The 18,243-nt window shown below is 71.5% G+C and carries 16 protein-coding genes; 1 reads left to right on the plus strand and 15 read right to left on the minus strand.

Going from position 1 to position 18,243, the window contains the following annotated elements; genetic code table 11:
* A partial coding sequence (locus AB0J39_RS28875) for a ribonuclease HII (protein ID WP_363470180.1) occupies window positions 1-594 on the plus strand: 594 nt, incomplete at its 5' end.
* 47 nt (window positions 595-641) lie between these two features.
* Here AB0J39_RS28875 and AB0J39_RS28880 read toward each other — a convergent pair.
* From AB0J39_RS28880 to AB0J39_RS28950, 15 genes are all read right to left on the minus strand, one after another.
* Complete coding sequence (locus tag AB0J39_RS28880) at window positions 642-1,472, minus strand: hypothetical protein (protein WP_363470183.1); 831 nt, start codon at window positions 1,470-1,472, stop codon at window positions 642-644.
* Window positions 1,469-2,575 (minus strand): 2OG-Fe(II) oxygenase, encoded by a 1,107-nt coding sequence (locus AB0J39_RS28885; protein ID WP_363470186.1) that lies wholly within the window; start codon window positions 2,573-2,575, stop codon window positions 1,469-1,471. The genes AB0J39_RS28880 and AB0J39_RS28885 overlap by 4 nt, the downstream gene beginning before the upstream one ends.
* Complete coding sequence (locus AB0J39_RS28890; RefSeq protein WP_363470188.1) at window positions 2,572-3,732, minus strand: radical SAM protein; 1,161 nt, start codon at window positions 3,730-3,732, stop codon at window positions 2,572-2,574. Before AB0J39_RS28890 ends, AB0J39_RS28885 begins: the two co-directional genes overlap by 4 nt.
* Window positions 3,733-3,739: 7 nt before the next feature.
* Complete coding sequence (locus tag AB0J39_RS28895) at window positions 3,740-4,036, minus strand: hypothetical protein (RefSeq protein ID WP_363470191.1); 297 nt, start codon at window positions 4,034-4,036, stop codon at window positions 3,740-3,742.
* A gap of 256 nt (window positions 4,037-4,292) precedes the next feature.
* Window positions 4,293-4,718, minus strand: coding sequence for an aspartate 1-decarboxylase (gene panD, locus AB0J39_RS28900; protein ID WP_363470193.1), 426 nt, complete (start codon window positions 4,716-4,718; stop codon window positions 4,293-4,295).
* Between the two features lie 87 nt (window positions 4,719-4,805).
* The gene (locus AB0J39_RS28905) at window positions 4,806-5,405 is read right to left on the minus strand and encodes a sarcosine oxidase subunit gamma family protein (RefSeq protein WP_363470196.1); all 600 of its coding nucleotides are present in this window, start codon (window positions 5,403-5,405) and stop codon (window positions 4,806-4,808) included.
* Entirely contained in the window at window positions 5,398-8,256 is a 2,859-nt protein-coding gene (locus AB0J39_RS28910) for a 2Fe-2S iron-sulfur cluster-binding protein (RefSeq protein WP_363470198.1), read from the minus strand. Before AB0J39_RS28910 ends, AB0J39_RS28905 begins: the two co-directional genes overlap by 8 nt.
* Window positions 8,257-8,273: 17 nt before the next feature.
* Entirely contained in the window at window positions 8,274-8,552 is a 279-nt protein-coding gene (locus AB0J39_RS28915) for a sarcosine oxidase subunit delta (RefSeq protein WP_182909220.1), read from the minus strand.
* Window positions 8,553-8,564: 12 nt separating this feature from the next.
* On the minus strand, window positions 8,565-9,812 hold the full coding sequence (locus tag AB0J39_RS28920; protein WP_363470201.1) for a sarcosine oxidase subunit beta family protein: 1,248 nt from the start codon (window positions 9,810-9,812) through the stop codon (window positions 8,565-8,567).
* Window positions 9,809-11,074 (minus strand): serine hydroxymethyltransferase, encoded by a 1,266-nt coding sequence (glyA, locus tag AB0J39_RS28925; RefSeq protein WP_363470217.1) that lies wholly within the window; start codon window positions 11,072-11,074, stop codon window positions 9,809-9,811. The genes AB0J39_RS28920 and glyA overlap by 4 nt, the downstream gene beginning before the upstream one ends.
* 26 nt (window positions 11,075-11,100) lie before the next feature.
* The gene (locus AB0J39_RS28930; RefSeq protein ID WP_363470204.1) at window positions 11,101-13,539 is read right to left on the minus strand and encodes an FAD-dependent oxidoreductase; all 2,439 of its coding nucleotides are present in this window, start codon (window positions 13,537-13,539) and stop codon (window positions 11,101-11,103) included.
* Between the two features lie 243 nt (window positions 13,540-13,782).
* Entirely contained in the window at window positions 13,783-14,757 is a 975-nt protein-coding gene (locus AB0J39_RS28935; RefSeq protein WP_363470206.1) for an ABC transporter substrate-binding protein, read from the minus strand.
* A 29-nt stretch (window positions 14,758-14,786) separates the two neighbouring features.
* Entirely contained in the window at window positions 14,787-16,766 is a 1,980-nt protein-coding gene (locus tag AB0J39_RS28940) for an ABC transporter permease subunit (RefSeq protein ID WP_363470209.1), read from the minus strand.
* A complete protein-coding gene (locus AB0J39_RS28945) occupies window positions 16,766-17,851 on the minus strand; it encodes a glycine betaine/L-proline ABC transporter ATP-binding protein (RefSeq protein ID WP_363470212.1) in 1,086 nt (361 codons plus the stop codon). Before AB0J39_RS28945 ends, AB0J39_RS28940 begins: the two co-directional genes overlap by 1 nt.
* Before the next feature lie 197 nt (window positions 17,852-18,048).
* A partial coding sequence (locus AB0J39_RS28950; protein ID WP_363470214.1) for an IclR family transcriptional regulator C-terminal domain-containing protein occupies window positions 18,049-18,243 on the minus strand: 195 nt, incomplete at its 5' end.

The following is an 18,243-nucleotide window of genomic DNA, read 5'->3' on the forward strand; positions in this document are numbered from 1 at the left end:
GTCTGCGCCGCCGTCACCGCCTTCGGCCCGCCGCCCGAACTGCCGGGACGCGGGGAGCGCACGGTCCGGCTGACCGACTCCAAGCTGCTCGGCCCGGCGCAGCGTGAGGCGTTCGCCGTGGTCCTGCCCGGCTGGCTCACCTGTCACGCGTACGGCGAGTCGGGCCCGGAGGAGATCGACGAGGTCGGCATGACCGAGGCGCTGCGCCGGGCCGCGTGCCGCGCGCTGGAGGCCCTGCCGCTACGGCCCGACGTGGTGCTCCTCGACGGCGCGCACGACTTCCTCGGCCGGCCGTGGCGGGTGCGGTGCGAGGTCAAGGCCGACCAGCGCTCGGTGTCGGTGGCCGCCGCGTCGGTGCTGGCCAAGGTCCACCGCGACCGGCTGATGGCGGAGATCGGCGAGGAGCACCCGGCGTACGGCTTCGCCGCCAACGCGGGCTATCCCTCCCCCGTCCACCAGCGGGCGCTGGCGGAGACGGGCCCGACGCCCCACCACCGTCTGTCGTGGTCCTACCTCGACGACCTGCCCCAGTGGCGGCATCTGCGCAAGCACCGCGACCCCCTCGCGGGCTCCGGCCAGATGACCCTCCTCTGACACCCGCGCTGCCCACGCCCGGCGTGAGACGTCCGCCGAGACGGCCGTCACGAGTGCGCGAACGGCAGGCGCAGGGCCGGCCACTGCTCGGCGAGCGTCTCCTGCAACCCGGTCAGCGCCGCCCGCCACAACGCCGCCGGGAAGAAACCCGGGGAGAGGGCGACGGTCACCAGTGCCGGTCGCACGGGAAAGGCGGCACGGATGTAGCCCGCCATGACGGCGAGCCGGGTGCGCAGCTCGGTCTCGCCGATCAGCGGCTCCGGGTTGCGGTCGTCCAAGGCGTTGCACAGGCAGTCCAGGTCGATGTCGAGCCAGCCGGGATCCGCGACGGCCTGGGCCGGTGGGACGCACAGCGACGGGCGCTGCACCTGCCGGACGGTGCGGACGATCCCGGCGTCGGTGAACGGCCTGATGAAGCTGCCGATGCCGAACCGGCCGGCGACCACCCAGCCGGCGACGGCGGCGGGGTCACGCAGAGGGGGCAGCCGGCCGGGCGGGGGTGGTGCGAAGTCGTCGTGCGCGTCGATGTGCACGAGATGAGCCGGCCGGGGATCGAGACGTGCGGCCCGCGCGAAGGCGACGGCCGCCCAAGAGTGGCTCGCCGCGACCATGCACGCCGGCCGGCCGGGTCCGGGCGGGCGCCAGGCACTGAGCAGCGGCAATCGTCGCACGGGACAGCCCAGAAGCTCCCGGCTCACCGTGGAGAGATCGGGGTCGCAGGCGGCGCCGGGCGGAAGCGCGGGAAGCAGATGGGCGGTGGCTCTGCTGTCCCAGGCACGCTCCAGAAGGGGCACCCGGTCTTCGTGTACGGCGGTCAGCGCACGCACCGCGGCGTCGGCCGTGCCGCCGCCGAGGACGTCGACCAATGCCCTTCTCACGGCGCCGGCCTGCGGGCGGCGATCGCCTGGCCGACAGCGGTGTCGAGAGCGGCCACAGCCTGCGCGGGGAGCAGATGGGCGACGGGTTCGTACCGTGCCCGCTCCGCATGCAGGCCGTCCTCGTCGATCGGCACTCGGGGGAGTTGTTCGACGGTGTCGGCCAGGTCGATGAGCAGAAGAGCGCGTCGTTCGTCGCCGGTCGCGGGCACCACGCTGCCGTCGCGGTGGTCGTACAGGTCCGCGCCGAGCGCGGCCTGCGGCAACGACGCCCGTGAGCAGACGGAGAACAGCCAGACGAGCCGTTCCGCCTCGGCCCCCACCGCGGCGCGGACCCGGTCGCGACGGGCCGGGTCGCCCTCCGCCTCGATCGTGAAGTGCTCGGTCCCGTAGACGCTGTGCAGGTGACCGGCGACGCAGACCGGTTCCGGCGCACCCCAGCACCGCAGCAGGTCGTGAACGCCCTCAAGGTGCTGTGCCAGGGTGCCCCCGGAATGCGCGATCTGTTCGGCGCCCACGTGCGGATGGTCGTCGCGGCGCTGCCAGAAGGAGAAGACGACCGAGTAGCGGGCGCCTTCCCGCACCGGAGTGACCGCGTGGAAGGAGTCGTCCGAGGCAGCGAAGATCATGCCCGTGTTCGGCAGCGGGCGCAGCACCCGGTCGACCGCCTCGATGCTCGGCTCGCTGAACAGCACCAGGTGCCCGCCGTGGTCGTCCTGATACCCGGTGCCCAGGTGGACCACCAGGCGGTGCGTCTCGTCATCGGCGTCCGGGGCGTCGTTGTGCAGTCCTATGCCCTGGCCCGCCACGAGCCGGTGGGCGACGACCTGCACCCGGTCGGTCAGGTCCACCGTCAGCAGATCGGCGGCCCACTCCCGCAGCCGGTCGATCAGGTCCGGGCCGAGCAGGCCGCGCGTGGGGCGGTGCCGCAGCAGGTCGCTCTCGTACTGCTCGAAGAAACGGCCGCGATGCAGGTTCCACTGCCGCAGGCTGAGCAGTTCTCGGGTGAGCGCCTTGGCGAGCTCGTCGGCGAAAACCCGGGCGACGGTGGCGTGGAGGAAGGGATCGGTCCGCACCTCGGTCCCGTCGAGCAGCAGTCCGGTCATCTGATCACTTCCAGCAACGGCACCCGGCTGTGGTCCTTCAACTGCACGTGCAGATCGGGGCCCATGCGCCTCCAGATATGGCCGAGGATCACCTTGTAGTCATCGCAGTAGACACTGGGATTGTCGTAACGCCGATCCGGCGACCAGCGCGAGGCGATGTGACCGCCGCCGCAGGCGAACCGGTAGGCGCACCGCCGGCACACGTCGGCCAGGTTGGTCGAGGCGTGGCGGATCTCCTGCCACATGGGGTCGTCGTTGATGGCCACCAGCGGATCGTGGATGACGTTCAGCGCGCTCTTCGTGATCGCCTGCCGGGAGGTGCGCAGCACGTCCAGCGCCTCCAGGCCGCCGTCGGTCAGCATCGTCATCGTCGTGATCTGGCCATACCCGATCGACTCCGACCTGCTGGACATCCCGAGTAGGCCCTTGACCAGGCTGGACAGGAAGCGCACGGTGACGCCGCGGTCGGCGTACTCGTCGTACCAGACGTCGAACAGGCCGCAGTAGAACGGCGCGATCGAGGCGGGCGTGTCCTCATGGGTGGCGTCGGGGACCAGGATGTCCACGTCGGCCTCGAGGTCGCCGAGGAAGTAGTGCAGGACGGCCGCCGGATCGCTGGCGGGATCGCAGACCGCCAGGGCGCCGGGTGAGACGCCGTGCCGGCGCATCACGTCGAAGGCGCGCAGCACCGCCGCATGCGTCCCGAAGCCGCGGAAGTCCCTGCGCCGCAGGTCGTGCACCTGCGGCGGGCCGTCGATGCTGATCGTGACGTGGATCTCGTTCTCGCACAGGATCCGCGCCCATTCGTCGTCCAGCAGCAGGCCGTTGGTGGTCATACTGAGCTTCAACTGGATTCCGGTGTCGTACTCCAGTTCCCGCAACGCCTCGAACAACGCTGTGGACCGACGCTTCCCGAAAAGCAGCGGCTCACCTCCGTGGAAAAGGATCGAGAAACGCCGCAGCTTGTATTCGGTGATGTGCTCGGCCAGCCGGCGCAGCAATGCCCGCTCCGCTTCCTCCGTGAGGAGCGGCGGTCGTTCGTAAACCGACGAGTCGCGGAACCAGTAGCAGTAATCGCAATTGATGTTGCACCGGCTGGCCAGCTTGAGCAGCAGGTAGTCGGGGACGATCCGTCCCCCGGCCGTCTCCGTCGGCATGCCGGGCTCAGGGCTGCACGGGCGGCAGGACGATGTCCTCGGCCGGGAGCGAGGTGGGGATGTCCCGGTTGTAGTAGCGGTCGTAGCCGGGCGACGTGCGGTCGAACCCGCGGGTGAACTCCGCGGTCAGCCCGACGCCCTCGCGGCCGATGTCGCGCAGGATGGTGTCGACCGCTTTGCGGGTGCTGTGGATGGAGATTTCGAGCCCGAACCGGTCCTGCAGTTCACGGAGATTGTCCATGGAAAGAGCACGCAGCTCCTCGCCCGAGACTTCTATGCTGACTTTGTCGTCTTCCCCGGCCATGACGCGTTCCTCTCTTCCGGCGATTCCAATTTCATGAGAACCGCTGGTCACGCGCAAGTCAAGGCAGCATTCGCTCCGATATTCAGATCTTTCCGGCCACGCCGCCCGCACCGTTGACTATTTGTCCATTTCACCAGAGATATGGCTTTTATTCTGCACGGTGTCCGCGGGCCCGCCCACCGGCGTTCGCCTTCGGGCCCGCCCGGCCTACGGGCGGGTCAGGACGCGGCGGGCGGGTCAGGACGCGGCGGGCGGGTCAGGGAAGGGCGGGCGGGGCGAGGTCGCCGGGGACCAGGCCCATGCCGTCGGGGACGGCGGCGGGGTCGTCGCCCACGTGCAGCGGCCTGTTGTCGCGGTCGACGAAGACGACGCGCGGCTTCAGCGCCTTGACCTCCTCCTCGGCGACCAGCGCGTACGCGATGATGATCACGAGGTCGCCGACCGAGATGAGGCGGGCGGCGGCGCCGTTGATGCCGATGACGCCGGAGCCCGCCGGGCCCTCGATGACGTACGTGGACAGGCGGTTGCCGTTGTCGATGTCGACGATGTCGACCTTCTCACCCTCGACGAGGTCGGCCTCGGCCATCAGGTCCGCGTCGATCGTCACCGAGCCGACGTAGTGCAGATCGGCCTGCGTGACGGTGGCGCGATGGATCTTCGACTTCATCAGCGTGCGGAACATGATCTCCCACCGGGGTGCGGACGGCCCTCCTTACGAGCGCCCTCGATGGTATGTCACGTGCCTCACCGGCTGGACAACCACCCGTCGTCAGGCCGGGGCGGCCTCCCCGGCCGGGGGCGTGACGTACTCGACGGACGCGTCGAGCAGCCACTCCGCGACGTACGCGGCGAAGGACGAGCGGATCAGCACCCGGAAGCCGTCCTCGTCCGCGACCAGGACGACGCCCGCCCTGGCGAGCGTGGTCTGGGCGCACCGGCCCGGGCCGAACACCCGGGGATGCAGGTCCAGGGCGCAGCCGTGGGCCAGCACGTCCCGCGCCCGCTCCCCGGCGACCACCAGGGTGGTGCGCTGCGCCGACACGTCGACGACCGACACGTGCTCGCCGGCCGCCGCCTCGGTGAGCCGCTCCACCAGTTCCGGGGCGGCGCCGTCCGGGCCGAGCACCAGCCACTCGTCCGGCCCCAGCCACAGCACGGTCAGGTCCCCGCCGCGCACAGCCGTGCCCGGCTCCAACGGCAGCGGCACGCCGATCGCGGTCCCGATTTGCTCGGCCGCCGGGCTCTTGGGCTCCACCCGGAGGTCGATCTGGGTCAGGAAGGGGGCCTCGGCCAGGCGCAGGCCGCCGCCCGCGCTCGCCGCCTCGAACCTCGCCGCGAACGCCGCGGCCGGACTCCTGCGTTCAGCCATCGCGGCGCGCTCCTTCCGGGTCGTACAGGACGTGGGAGGTCACGGTGACGGGCACCAGGTCCGCGCCGACCGGCGCGTACAGCCGTTCGCCGGTCCGTTCGCGCCCGCCGCTCACCAGCGCTAGCGCGAACGTACGGCCGAGCGCGGCGCTGCGGTAGCTGGAGGTGACGAAGCCGAGCGTCGGCACCGGAGGCTCGGGCAGCGACGACGTCTCCACGAGGTGGGCGCCCTCGGGCAGCAGCACGGCGGGGTCCTCGGGCAGCAGGCCGACCAGGTGCTTGCGGTCAGGCCTGGAGGTGTCGGCCCGGGCGAAGGACCGCTTGCCGACGAAGTCGGCCTTCTTCTTGGAGACGACCCACTCCATGCCGAGGTCCTGCGGGGTGACCGTGCCGTCGGTGTCCTGGCCGACGATGGGGAACCCCTTCTCGGCGCGCAGGACGTGCATGGTCTCGGTCCCGTACGGCGTGACCTCGCCGGACGCCATGACCGCCTCCCACAGGGCGAGGCCGTACCAGGAGGGCACGTTGATCTCGTAGGCCAGTTCGCCGGAGAAGCTGATCCGGCAGACCCGCGCCCCGATCCCGGCGACCTCGGCGTCCCGCCAGGTCATGAACGGGAAGCTGTCGTTGTCCACCGCCAGACCCGGGGCGAGCCGCGCCAGCACCTCGCGGGAGCGCGGCCCGACGAGCGCCACGGTCGCCCACTGCTCGGTGACCGAGGTGCAGTGCACCCGCAGGTCCGGCCACTCGGTCTGCAGCCACTCCTCCATCCAGTCGAGCACCGCCGCCGCGTTGCCGGTGGTCGTGGTGACGAGGAAGCGGTCGTCCGCCAGGCGGATGACGGTGCCGTCGTCGAAGACCATGCCGTCGGCGCGGCACATCACGCCGTAGCGGATGAACCCGACCTTGAGCGTGCTCATCATGTTCGTGTAGAGCCGGTCGAGGAGCACGGCCGCGTCGGGACCGACCACGTCGATCTTCCCGAGCGTGGAGGCGTCCATCGCCGCCACGTCCTCGCGCGCCGCCCGGCACTCGCGCAGCACGGCGGCCTCCATGTCCTCACCCGGCCGGGGGTAGTACCAGGGCCGCTTCCACTGCCCGACGTTCTCGAACAGCGCCCCGCGCGCAACGTGCCACTCGTGCGGCGCGGTGACGCGGACCGGGTCGTGCAGCGGCCCCCGGTCCCGGCCCGCCAGCGCGGCGAACGAGACCGGCGTGTACGGCGCGCGGAACGTCGTGGTCCCGAGCTCGGCGACGTCGACGCCGAGGGCGTGCGCCACGACGCCGCCGGTCAGCAGCCCGGACGTCTTGCCCTGGTCGTGCGCCGTGCCCGCCGTGGTGTAGCGCTTGACGTGCTCGACCGAGCCGAGGCCGGCGCCGACCGCGCGCAGCACCTCCGCCACGGTCACGTCCCGTTGCAGGTCCACGAAGTGCGCACCGTAGTCACCGTCGTCTCCTGGGGCCTCGACGAGCCACAGGTGCTCGGCGGGCGCGGCGGGAGGCTCCTCGCCGGCGGCCGGCACAACTGGTGTGGACGGCACAGCCGTCCCGGACGGCACCGCGAACCCGGCGGCCGACAGCGCGCGGCGGCCCGCCTCGGCGCCGTCCTCCAGGCAGCCGCGCAGCGTCGTCACGCCCCGGGCGAAGCCGGCGGCCTCGACCGCCTGGCGGGACTCGCCGGGCGTGAACGCGCCCAACTCCTCGTCGTAGCGCAGCGTGCCGCCCGACTGGCTGAACAGGTGCACCACCGGCGTCCAGCCGCCGGACACGAGCAGCAGGTCGGCGGGGATCTCCCGGGTCTGGCCACCCTCTCGCGGAGCGACCTCGGCCGAGGACACCTCGCCCTCGCCCTTGGCGGCGGTGACCACGTGGCCGGTCAGGACCTCGATCCCGCGCTCGGCGCAGCGCGCCGCCCACGCCTCGCCGGGGGCCTGCCGTACGTCGGCGATCGCGGCGATCTCCACCCCGGCGTCGGCGAGGTCGAGCGCCGCGGCGTACGCGCTGTCGTTGGTGGTGAACACCACCGCCCGGCGCCCGGGCAGGACCCGGTACCGGTTCGCGTACGTGCGGGCCGCGCCGGCCAGCATCACGCCAGGCAGGTCGTTCCCGGCGAAGGCGACGAACCGCTCGTGACCGCCGGTCGCCAGCACCACCCGCTTGGCCCGGATGCGCCAGACCCGCTCGCGCGCCATCTCGGCGGGGGCCGCGGCGCCCAGGTGGTTCGTCCGGCGCTCCACCGCGACGAGGTAGTTGTCGTCATAGTGACCGAGCACCGTGGTGCGGCGGAGCACGCGCACCTCCGGCAGGGCGGCCAGCGCGGCGACCTCCTCGGCCGCCCACTCGCGGCCCGGCCTGCCGTCCAGCCTCTCGGTCGTGCCGAGCAGGCTGCCGCCCGGCTCGGGCCGCTCGTCGGCCAGGATCACCCGGGCGCCGGCCCGGGCGGCCACGCCCGCGGCGGCGATGCCCGCCGGTCCCGCTCCCACGACGAGCACGTCGCAGTGGGCGTGCACGGCGTCGTAGCGCGCCGGGTCGGGGCGGTCGGCCAGCCTGCCCTGTCCCGGCAGGCCCGTGGCGACCAGGCCGTCGTACAGTTCGACGGTCGTCGCCTGGAGCATGGGCTCGGGGAAGGGCTCCTCGATCTGGACGAGCGCGTTCGGCTCCTCGCAGCCCGCGGCGTAGACGCCGCGCGGGCGGCCGAGCTTGATGCTGCTCGCCACCGCGCGCACGCCGTTGGCCAGCAGCGCCGAGGCCAGCGTGTCGCCCTCCAGGCCCTCGTACTCCCGGCCGTCGAACCGGAAGCGCAGCGTCCTGCCCGTCGCCCCCTCGCGGCGGAACGGTTGCGCGCCGCTCATATGCTCGCTTCGCTCGCTCATGCGATCACCGGCCGCGGCTCGCCCACGCGGTAGACGGCGTGGATCTCGTTGGTGGCGGTGTCGCGTACGGCGTTGAACCAGCGGCGGCACCCGGCGGTGTGGCTCCATCGCTCCGCGAACAGGCCCTTGGGGTTGTCGCGGAAGAACAGGTAGCGGGCCCACTCCTCGTCGGACAGGGCGGCCGGGTCCTCCGGATAGGCCACGTGGGCCTGCCCCCCGTAGTGGAACTCGGCCTCGTCCCGCGGCCCGCACCACGGGCAGGGAATCAGCAGCATTTCGACTCCGTACTAGTGCGCGACGGCGGCGGCGCCGTGCTCGTCGACGAGCTTTCCTGTGGTGAACCGCTCGAGGGAGAAGGGGGCGTTGAGCGGGTGCGGCTCGCCGGTGGCGACCGTGTGGGCGTAGCACCAGCCGACGCCCGGGGTGGCCTTGAACCCGCCGGTGCCCCAGCCGCAGTTGACGTACAGGTCCTCGACGGGGGTGAGCCCGACGATCGGCGAGGCGTCGGGGGTCACATCCACCACGCCGCCCCAGGTCCGCAGCACGTGCGCCCGGGCGAAGACCGGGAACAGCTCCAGCGCGGCCGACATCTGCCGCTCGATGATGTGGAACGCGCCGCGCTGGCGGTAGGAGTTCGCCGCGTCGATGCCCGCCCCCATGACCAGCTCGCCCTTGTGCGCCTGGCTCACGTAGACGTGGACCGCGTTCGACATGACGACGGTGGGGTGCACCGGCTCCAGCAGCTCCGACACCAGCGCCTGCAGCGGGTGGCTCTGCAGCGGCAGCGACACCCCCGCGTATCCGGCGACGACCGAGGAGTGCCCGGCGGCGGCGAGCGCGACCCTCCCGGCCGCGATCGGGCCGCGGGTGGTCCGGACGCCGGTCACCCGGCCGTCGCGCACGTCGAGGCCGGTCACCTCGCAGTGCTCGATCATGTCGACCCCGAGGTCGGCCGCGGCCTTAGCGAAGCCCCACGCCACGTAGTCGTGCTTGGCGATGCCGGCCCGCGGCTGGTAGGTGCCGCCGAGCACGGGATAGCGCACGTCGGGCGAGACGTCGACGATCGGGCAGACCTCCTTGACCTGCTCCGGCGTCAGCCACTCGGCGTCCACGCCGTTGAGCCGGTTGGCGTTGACCCGGCGCACGCTGTCGCGCACGTCCTGCAGGCTGTGCGCGAGGTTGAGCACGCCGCGCTGGCTGAACAGCAGCGGGTAGCCGAGGTCCTCCTCCAGCCCCTCCCACAGCTTCAGCGCGTGCTCGTAGATGCCCGCGCTCTCGTCCCACAGGTAGTTGGACCGGATGATGGTGGTGTTGCGGGCCATGTTGCCGCCCGCGAGCCAGCCGCGCTCCAGCACCGCGACGTTCGTGATCCCGTGGTTCTTGGCCAGGTAGTAGGCCGTTGCCAGGCCGTGGCCGCCGCCGCCGACGATCACCACGTCGTACGCGCGCTTGGGCTCGGCCGAGCGCCACAACCGGTCGGGGTGGTCGGGCAGGTCGGCTCCCGGTGGTTCGGTGGTGCGAGTGCGGGGGCTCATCGGGCCTCCCCGTTCAGGCCGGGGTAGAGCGGGTGCTTGGCGGCGAGGGCCTCGACCCGGGCGCGCAGCGCGACCAGGTCGGCTTCGGGCTGGAGCACCCGTGCGATCACGTCGGAGACCTCCTCGAACTCGGGGCGGGCGAAGCCCCGGGTGGCCAGGGCCGGGGTGCCGATCCGCAACCCGGAGGTGACCATCGGGGGCCGGGGGTCGAACGGCACCGCGTTGCGGTTGACCGTGATCCCGGCCTCGTGGAGCCGGTCCTCGGCCTGACGGCCGTCCAGTTCGGATTCGCGCAGGTCGACCAGCACCAGGTGGACGTCCGTCCCGCCGGACAGCACGCGTACGCCCGCCTCGGCGGCGTCGGGGGCGAGCAGCCGGTCGGCGAGGACCCGCGCGCCCTCCAGCGTGCGGCGCTGCCGGTCGCGGAACCACTCCCCCGCCGCGATCTTGAACGCGACCGCCTTGGCCGCGATGACGTGCTCCAGCGGGCCGCCCTGCTGCCCCGGGAACACCGACGAGTTGATCTTCTTGGCCAGGTCCTCGGTGGACAGGATGACCCCGCCCCTGGGCCCGCCGAGCGTCTTGTGCGTGGTCGTGGTGACGACGTGCGCGTGCGGGACGGGCGACGGGTGCAGCCCCGCCGCGACCAGCCCGGCGAAGTGCGCCATGTCCACCATCAGGTACGCCCCGACCTCGTCGGCGATCCGCCGGAACGCGGCGAAGTCGAGGTGACGGGGGTAGGCCGACCAGCCCGCGATGATCAGCTTGGGCCGGTGCTCGCGGGCGAGCCGCTCGACCTCGTCCAGGTCCACGAGGCTGTCGCTCTCGCGCACGTGGTAGGGCACGACGTTGTAGAGCCGGCCGGAGAAGTTGATCCGCATGCCGTGGGTGAGGTGGCCGCCGTGCGCGAGGTCGAGGCCGAGGATCGTGTCACCCGGCTCCAGCAGCGCGGACATCGCCGCCGCGTTGGCCTGCGCCCCCGAGTGGGGCTGCACGTTGGCGGCCTCGGCGCCGAACAGCGCCTTGACCCGGTCGATCGCCAGCCGCTCGATCACGTCGACGTGCTCGCAGCCGCCGTAGTAGCGCCTGCCCGGGTAGCCCTCGGCGTACTTGTTGGTGAGCACCGAGCCCTGCGCCTGCATCACCGACACGGGCGCGAAGTTCTCCGACGCGATCATCTCCAGGGTGGACCGCTGGCGGCGGGTCTCCTCGCCGATCGCCGCCGCCACCTCCGGGTCGGCCTCGGCGAGCGGCGCGTCCATCACCGAATCGTTCACTTCAGTCCTCACTAGCTGCGCAGGCGTTCCATGGCGGGGTCGAACAGGGGCTCCTCGGCGACCACGGCGGTCACCCGCCGGTCGAAGTAGCCGATCTCCAGCGTGCGTCCCGGCGTGGCCAGCTCGGCGGGCAGCCAAGCGTAGGCGATGCCCTTGCCGATCGTGTAGCCGAAGGCCGCGCTGGTGACGTAGCCGACGGCGCTCTCGCCGTCGTACACCGGCTCCTTGCCCATGACCACAGAGGCGGGGTCGTCGATGGTCAAGCAGGCGAGGCGGCGGCGCACGTTCTCCTTGCGCCGTTCCAGCGCCTCACGGCCGATGAAGTCGCCCTTGTCCGGCTTCACCGCGAACCCGAGCCCCGCCTCGTACGGGTCGTGCTCGAAGGTCATGTCGGCGCCGAAGGACCGGTAGCCCTTCTCCAGCCGCAGGCTCGCGAAGGCGCCGCGCCCGCCGGCGATGATGTCGTGCCGCTGCCCGGCCTCCCAGAGCGTGTCCCACAGCTTGGCGCCCAGGTCGGCGGTGGTGTAGAGCTCCCAGCCCAGCTCGCCGATGTACGACAGCCGCAGCGCGGTGACCGGCACCGTGCCGATGTACGCCTTCTTCGCCCGGAAGTAGCGGAAGCCCTGGTTGGAGAAGTCGGCGTCGGTCAGCGGCTGGACGAGGTCGCGGGCGCGGGGCCCCCAGACGCCGAGGCAGCAGGTGCCGGCCGTGATGTCGCGGACCATCACCGAGCCGTCCGCGGGCAGGTGGCGGTGGAACCAGTCGAGGTCGAGGTTGCCGTTGGCGCCGACCTGGAACACGTCGCGGCCCAGCCGGGCGACGGTCACGTCGCTGCGGATGCCGCCGTCGGTGTCGAGCAGCAGGCAGTAGGTCACCGAGCCGACCGACTTGTCCATCTGGCCGGTCGTCAGCCGCTGCAGGAAGGCCAGGGCGCCGGGGCCCGCGACCTCCAGCCGCTTCAGCGCGGTCATGTCGTAGAGCGCGACGGACTCGCGGGACGCCTGGGCCTCCGCGCCGACGATCGGCGACCAGTAGCGCGCCGCCCAGTCGCCGGGCGTGGGGATGTCGCGGCCCTCCAGCAGGCGGGCGTTGGCGCCGTACCACTGGGGCCGCTCGTAGCCGACGGCCTCCAGGAAGAAGGCGTCCAGCTCGCGCTGCCGCGTGTGGAAGGGGCTCAGGCGCAGCGGCCGCGGCTCCTCCATCGGCTGGAGCGGGTGGATGATGTCGTAGACCTCGACGAAGTTCCGGCAGTCGCGGGCCAGCACGTAGTCGGGCGCGAGCTGGTGCGGCTCGAACCGGTTGACGTCGCACTCGTGCAGGTCGAAGGACGAGCAGTGGCCGTCGACGAGCCACTCGGCCATGGCCTTGCCGACGCCCGCGGAGTGGGTAACCCAGACCGCCTCGGCGACCCAGAAGCCCTTCACGTCCGGGGACTCGCCCATCAGCGGCATGTGGTCCTGAGTGAAGGAGAACAGCCCGTTGATGCCCTCGTCGATCTTCGCGGCGCGGGTGCCGGGCAGCAGCCGCTGGGTCTCGGTCCAGGCGTCCTCGAAGTCCTCCGGCGTGAACGTCAGCACCGACGGCATGACCTCGGCCTCGTCCACCGGCAGCAGGTCCTCGGGCTTGATCGGCATCGGGCGGTGCCCGTAGTAGCCGATGCCGACGCCGTCGAACCGCTGACGGTAGTAGAGGTCGGCGTCCTGGTGCCGCAGGATCGGCAGCGTCGCCTCCTCCTCGCGTCCGGCGAGGTCGGGCACCTGGCCGGTCCAGGCGAGCTGGTGCGCGAGCGGGGTCAGCGGCAGCGGCATGCCGACCATTCCGGCGACCTTCGGCCCCCAGATGCCCGCGCAGCAGACCACGACGTCGGCGGGGATCTCACCCTGGTCGGTCACCACGCCCACGACCCGGCCGTCCTCGGTGCGGACGTCGAGCACCTCGTGCCGCTCCAGCACCCGTACGCCACGGGACCGGGCACGCCTGAGCTGCGCCTCGACCGCGCGTACGGCCTTGGCGACGCCGTCGGCGGGGATGTGCAGACCGCCGAGCACGACGCCGGGGTCGAGCAGGGGGAAGAGTTCGGCGCATTCGGCGGGGGTGAGCAGCCGCGCCTCGACGCCCCAGGACGTGGCCCAGCCGTGCCTGCGGTGCAGCTCGGCGAGCCGTTCCGGGCTGGTCGCGACCTCCAGGCCGCCGACCTGGAGGAAGCAGGGCTCGCCGTCGAGGTCGAGGGAGCAGAACTTCTCGACGGTGTAGCGCGCCATCTCGGTCATGGTCTTCGAGCCGTTGATCTGGAAGACCAGCCCCGGCGCGTGCGAGGAGGAGCCTCCGGTCGCGGGCACCGGGCCCTGGTCGACCACCGTGACGTCCGTCCAGCCTCGGAGTGACAGTTCGTCGGCGAGCGCCGCACCGACGACGCCTGCTCCGATGATGACGACGCGCGGGCCCGTCATACCCACCTCCGATGTTGCATAATCCGCAACGTTATGCGCTTAACGCAACAAGCGTGACGCGTCACCGTGCGGGTGTCAAGCGTCAAAAACAGGACAAAACCGTGCCCGGTGCCGATCCAGGGGGACGATCGGCACCGGGCACGGAGTGAGGTGCCGGACCTGGCCGGGACCTCCGGTGACGGCGCTCCCTCCCGGGCGGGACTGGGTTCCCGGAGAGGAGCGGCCGCGCGGGTGAAGCGGAAGTCAGCCCTGGGGCAGCCAGGCCTTCACCTTGTCGGGGTTGTCCTTGACCCATTTGGCGGCCGCGTCCTCGGCGGACATCTTGTCCTCGGAGATGTACTTGGCCACGAGGTTCTGGTCGTCGTTGGTCCAGGTGAAGTTCTTGACGAGCTGGTAGGCCGGGCTGCCGGAGTCGGCGAACTTCTTGCTCACGATCTTGTCGAGGTCGTAGACGGGGTAGTCGCACGCCACCTTCTCGGCGTCGGCGTCGCAGCCCTCGGTGTACTCGGGCAGGTTGACCTTGACCAGCTTGACCTCGGACATGAACCACTGCGGGTCGTAGAAATAGCCGAGCAGCGGCGTCTTCCGCTTCTCCGCCTGGCGGAAGGCCGTGATCAGAGCCGCCTCACTGCCGGCGTAGACCACCTTGTAGTTCAGGTCGAGGTTCTTGACCAGCGCCTCGTCGTTGGTGACGAAGGACGGGTCGCCGTCGAGCATCTGGCCCTTGCCGCCCGACTCGGACGTCTTGAACAGGTCGGCGTACTTGTTGAGGTTCTTCCAGTCGGTGATGTCGGGGTACTTCTCCGCCATCCACGGCGGCACGAACCAGCCGATGACGCCCTTGTTGCCGGTGACGCCCGCCGGCACGGCGGTCTTCTGCTCGTCGATGTACTTCTTCTTCAGGTCGTCGTGACCCCAGTTCTCCACGACGGCGTCCACCTCGCCGGTGCCGAAGCCCTGCCAGGCGACCTCCTCCTTGAGGTCCTTCTTGACGACCGTGCACCCCAGTTCCTTCTCCGCCACGTACGCGATCACGGCGGCGTTGGCCTCGTAGCCGACCCACGGGTTGATCGCCAGGTTGACGGTGCCGCAGCCGCCCTTGCCGTCGGAGGCCGCCTGCGTCTCCCCGACCTTCGCGCCTGCGCAGCCGGAGAGCAGGAGGCCTGCGCCGGCCACGAGCGCGAGCGCGCGCGGCCCATAGTTCCTTGTCACTGCCACGTTGGTCCTCCTGTGGGGGTGTTACAGGTTCATCGGGAAGCCGGAGAGCTCCCGGCCCGCGAGGCGGCGGCCCGCATGATCCGGTCGAGCATGATTCCGAGTACGACGATGGCGAGCCCCGCGGCCAGGCCCTTGCCGCGCAGCTGGTGCTGGGAGAATCCGGCGACGACGTCGTATCCCAGCGCGCCGGCGCCGACGAGGCCGCCGACGACGACCATCGACAGCACGTAGATGAGGCCCTGGCTGGCCGCGAGCGTGATACCGGCGCGGGCCATGGGCAACTGCACCTTGGAGATGAGCTGCCAGGCGCTCGCGCCGCCGGCCGTCGCCGCCTCCACCGCCGTGTGCGGCACCCCGCGGACGCCCTCGGCGACCAGCTTCACCGACACCGGCGCGGCGAACACGACGGCCGCGATGATGGCGGTGAACCGGGTGGCGCCGAACAGTCCGAGGATCGGCACCAGGTAGACGAACGCCGGCATGGTCTGGCCGGCGTCGAGCACCGGCCGCAGCACGCGGTCGGCCCGGTCGCTGCGTCCCATCCACACCCCGAGGATCACCCCGAGGACCATCACGAGAAGGGTCGCGACCAGCGTGGTGGCCAGCGTGACCATGCTGTCGTGCCACAGGCCGAGCGCGACGAGCAGCGCGCAGCCCACCGCGGCGGTGATCGCCGCGCGCACGCCCGCGAGCAGCAGCGCGAGGGCCACCGCCACCACGGCGACCAGCCACCAGGGCGACCGGGCGAGCAACGCCTCGAACGGGTTGAGCAGGGCGTAGGTGATGACGTTCTTCAGCCCGTTCGTGTAGGCGACCAGCGTGTCCTGCGCCCACGTGCTGGCGGCGTCCGCGCCGCGCCGCACGTACGAGCCGAGGTCCGCCCCGCCGGGGAACTCCGCGGCCCAGACGTAGGTGTAGGAGAGGTAGACGAGCACGACGGCCACGGCCGCGGTCACCGCGGTCTCCACCCGGCGCAGCCGCGACCCGCCCGGACGCCCGGCGCGGTGGACGGTCTCCACCCGGCGGCCGGCGGCCGAGGTCACCCGGTCGAGCACGATCGCCATGATCACGATGGCCAGTCCGGCGTTGAACGCGGTGCCCACGTCGAGCGTCTGCAGCGCCTTGAGCACGGTCTTGCCGAGGCCGGGCGCGTCGATCAGCGCGGCGATCGTCGCCATGGACAGGGCGGCCATGATGGTCTGGTTGATCCCGACCACGATCGTCCGCTTGGCCAGCGGCAGCCGCACCTTGCGCAGCGCCTGGCCGCCCGTGGCGCCGAGGGAGTCGGCGGCCTCCAGCGTGGCCGGCGGGGTCTGCCTGATGCCGTGGGCGGTGAGCCGGATCGCGGGCGGGACGGCATAGATCATCGTCGCGACGGTGGCGCTGGCCGGCCCGATCAGGAAGAAGAGCGTGAGCGGGGCCAGGTAGACGAACGTCGGCATGGTCTGCATGAAGTCCAGCACCGGCGTGACGATCCGGTTGAAGCGGTCGCTGAGCCCCGCCCAGATCCCGAGCGGGATGCCGGCCGCGAGCGACAGCGCGACGGCCGTCAGGGTGAGGGCGAGCGTGTCCATGCTCTCCTCCCACAGCCCGAGCAGACCGAACGACGCGAACCCGGCCGCCGTCAGCACGGCGACCTTGCGGTTGCCGAAGAGGTAGGCGATCGCGGTGGCGACGCCGGTCACGCCGAGCCAGCCGACGAGCGGCACGGGGCGGCCGAAGGACGGCTGACTGATCAGGGCCTGGACGAACGTCACCGCGTCGTCGAGGAAGAGCCGGATGTAGTTGACGAAGTAGAGGAACAGCGGGTTGCTGTCGCGGTTCGCGTCGATCGCGTCGGCGGCCTCGCCGAGCCGGTTGTGCAGGGGCGTGAGCTGCGCGCCGCCCAGCGGCAGGGTGTCGCGGCCGTTCAGCACCACCCACAGCACGATCCAGGCGACCACGATCGCGCCCGTGACGTACGCACGTGAGGGGAACCGGCGCGTCACCGGCGCGCTGAGGGCCACCATCAGCTCTGCCCGCCCGCACCGGCGATGACTTCCAGGACCTCCGCCGGGGTCACCACGCCGAGCAGGTCGCCGTCGCGCACGACCTTGACCGGGCGCCCGGCGGACAGGACCGTGCGCGCCGCGTCGCGGATGACGGTGTCCGGGCTCAGCTCCGGCCCGTCGAGAGGGTCGTCCGGAGCGGCGTCGCGCATGATCCAGCGCAGCGTGAGGACGTCGGACCGGGGGACGTCGCTGACGAAGTCCCGCACGTAGTCGTCGGCCGGGGCGCCGACCACCTCGTCCGGGGTGCCCGTCTGCACGAGTTCGCCGTCCCGCATGATGAGGATGCGGTCGCCCAGCTTGAGCGCCTCGCCGAGGTCGTGGGTGATGAAGATCATTGTCTTGCCCACCTCGTGGTGCAGGCGGATGACCTCGTTCTGCATCTCGCGCCGGATCAGCGGGTCGAGCGCGGAGAACGGCTCGTCGAAGAACAGCACCTCGGGGTCCACGGCGAGGGCGCGGGCCAGGCCGACCCGCTGCTGCATGCCGCCGGAGAGCTGGTCGGGATAGGAGCCCTCGAACCCGGCGAGGCCCACCAGTTCGAGCACCTCCTGGGCCCGGGCCAGGCGGTCGGCCTTCTTCACGCCCCTGATCTCCAGGCCGAAGGCCACGTTGTTCAGGACCCGCCGGTGCGGCAGCAGGCCGAAGTGCTGGAACACCATGCCGAAGCGGTGGCGGCGCAGGTCGCGAAGGCGTCTGCCGGCGTAGCCGAGCACGTTCTCACCGTCGAGCAGGACCTCGCCCGCCGTGGGCTCGACCAGCCGGTTCAGGCAGCGTACGAGCGTCGACTTGCCCGAGCCGGACAGGCCCATGACGACGAAGACCTCACCCCGGCACACCGAGAAGGAGACGTCCCGCACCGCTGCCACGCACCCGGTCGTCCGTTTCAGCTCCGCACGGTCGAGCGTGGCCAGCGGCGTGCCGACGACGCGGTCGGCGCGCTGCCCGAAGACCTTCCACAGGCCGCGTACGTCGAGGACCGTGGGCCTGTCGCCGTCCGGCGCGCTCGCCGGACTCTCCTGCTCGGCCACAGAGGATACGGTCATGACACCTCACACTCCTTGACGTCCGCCTGCGACAGCGTCGATGCAGACGCCACCGATGTAGAGGTCTGCCACAGGCAGGGCCTTCCGGTCGCCACGACAAAGCAAGCGCGCATCCGTTGCGTATTACGCACCTGTTTGCTTATCGAGGAACAGAATCGACCCGACACTCGCGGAGAGTCAAGGCTTGTGCGCCTTTTTTACACTGCTGACCCAAACCATCCCATTCGGGCAGATACCTCGTCAGCCGCCGCCATGACCTGCTCCGCTACGGCAGGGACGGCCTTTTCGGGCATCCGGAAGGTCGGGCCGGACGCGCTGAGCGAGGCGACGACGGAGCCGTCCGCACCCCGGACGGGCGCGGCGACCGCGCTCAGGCCGTCCTCCAGTTCGTC

The organism is Microbispora sp. NPDC049633 (assembly GCF_040675265.1).
In the GTDB taxonomy this organism is placed as follows: Bacteria; Actinomycetota; Actinomycetes; order Streptosporangiales; family Streptosporangiaceae; genus Microbispora; species Microbispora maris.

What these genes read in the sequence shown, in the direction of transcription:
- AB0J39_RS28905 (WP_363470196.1), bottom strand. Translation starts at nt 5,405, where the DNA reads ATGGCTGAACGCAGGAGTCCGGCCGCGGCGTTCGCGGCGAGGTTCGAG.
- AB0J39_RS28910 (WP_363470198.1), bottom strand. Translation starts at nt 8,256, where the DNA reads ATGAGCGGCGCGCAACCGTTCCGCCGCGAGGGGGCGACGGGCAGGACG.
- AB0J39_RS28940 (WP_363470209.1), bottom strand. Translation starts at nt 16,766, where the DNA reads ATGGTGGCCCTCAGCGCGCCGGTGACGCGCCGGTTCCCCTCACGTGCG.
- AB0J39_RS28920 (WP_363470201.1), bottom strand. Translation starts at nt 9,812, where the DNA reads ATGAGCCCCCGCACTCGCACCACCGAACCACCGGGAGCCGACCTGCCC.
- AB0J39_RS28890 (WP_363470188.1), bottom strand. Translation starts at nt 3,732, where the DNA reads ATGCCGACGGAGACGGCCGGGGGACGGATCGTCCCCGACTACCTGCTG.
- glyA (WP_363470217.1), bottom strand. Translation starts at nt 11,074, where the DNA reads ATGGACGCGCCGCTCGCCGAGGCCGACCCGGAGGTGGCGGCGGCGATC.
- AB0J39_RS28915 (WP_182909220.1), bottom strand. Translation starts at nt 8,552, where the DNA reads ATGCTGCTGATTCCCTGCCCGTGGTGCGGGCCGCGGGACGAGGCCGAG.
- AB0J39_RS28930 (WP_363470204.1), bottom strand. Translation starts at nt 13,539, where the DNA reads ATGACGGGCCCGCGCGTCGTCATCATCGGAGCAGGCGTCGTCGGTGCG.
- AB0J39_RS28885 (WP_363470186.1), bottom strand. Translation starts at nt 2,575, where the DNA reads ATGACCGGACTGCTGCTCGACGGGACCGAGGTGCGGACCGATCCCTTC.
- AB0J39_RS28895 (WP_363470191.1), bottom strand. Translation starts at nt 4,036, where the DNA reads ATGGCCGGGGAAGACGACAAAGTCAGCATAGAAGTCTCGGGCGAGGAG.
- panD (WP_363470193.1), bottom strand. Translation starts at nt 4,718, where the DNA reads ATGTTCCGCACGCTGATGAAGTCGAAGATCCATCGCGCCACCGTCACG.
- AB0J39_RS28945 (WP_363470212.1), bottom strand. Translation starts at nt 17,851, where the DNA reads ATGACCGTATCCTCTGTGGCCGAGCAGGAGAGTCCGGCGAGCGCGCCG.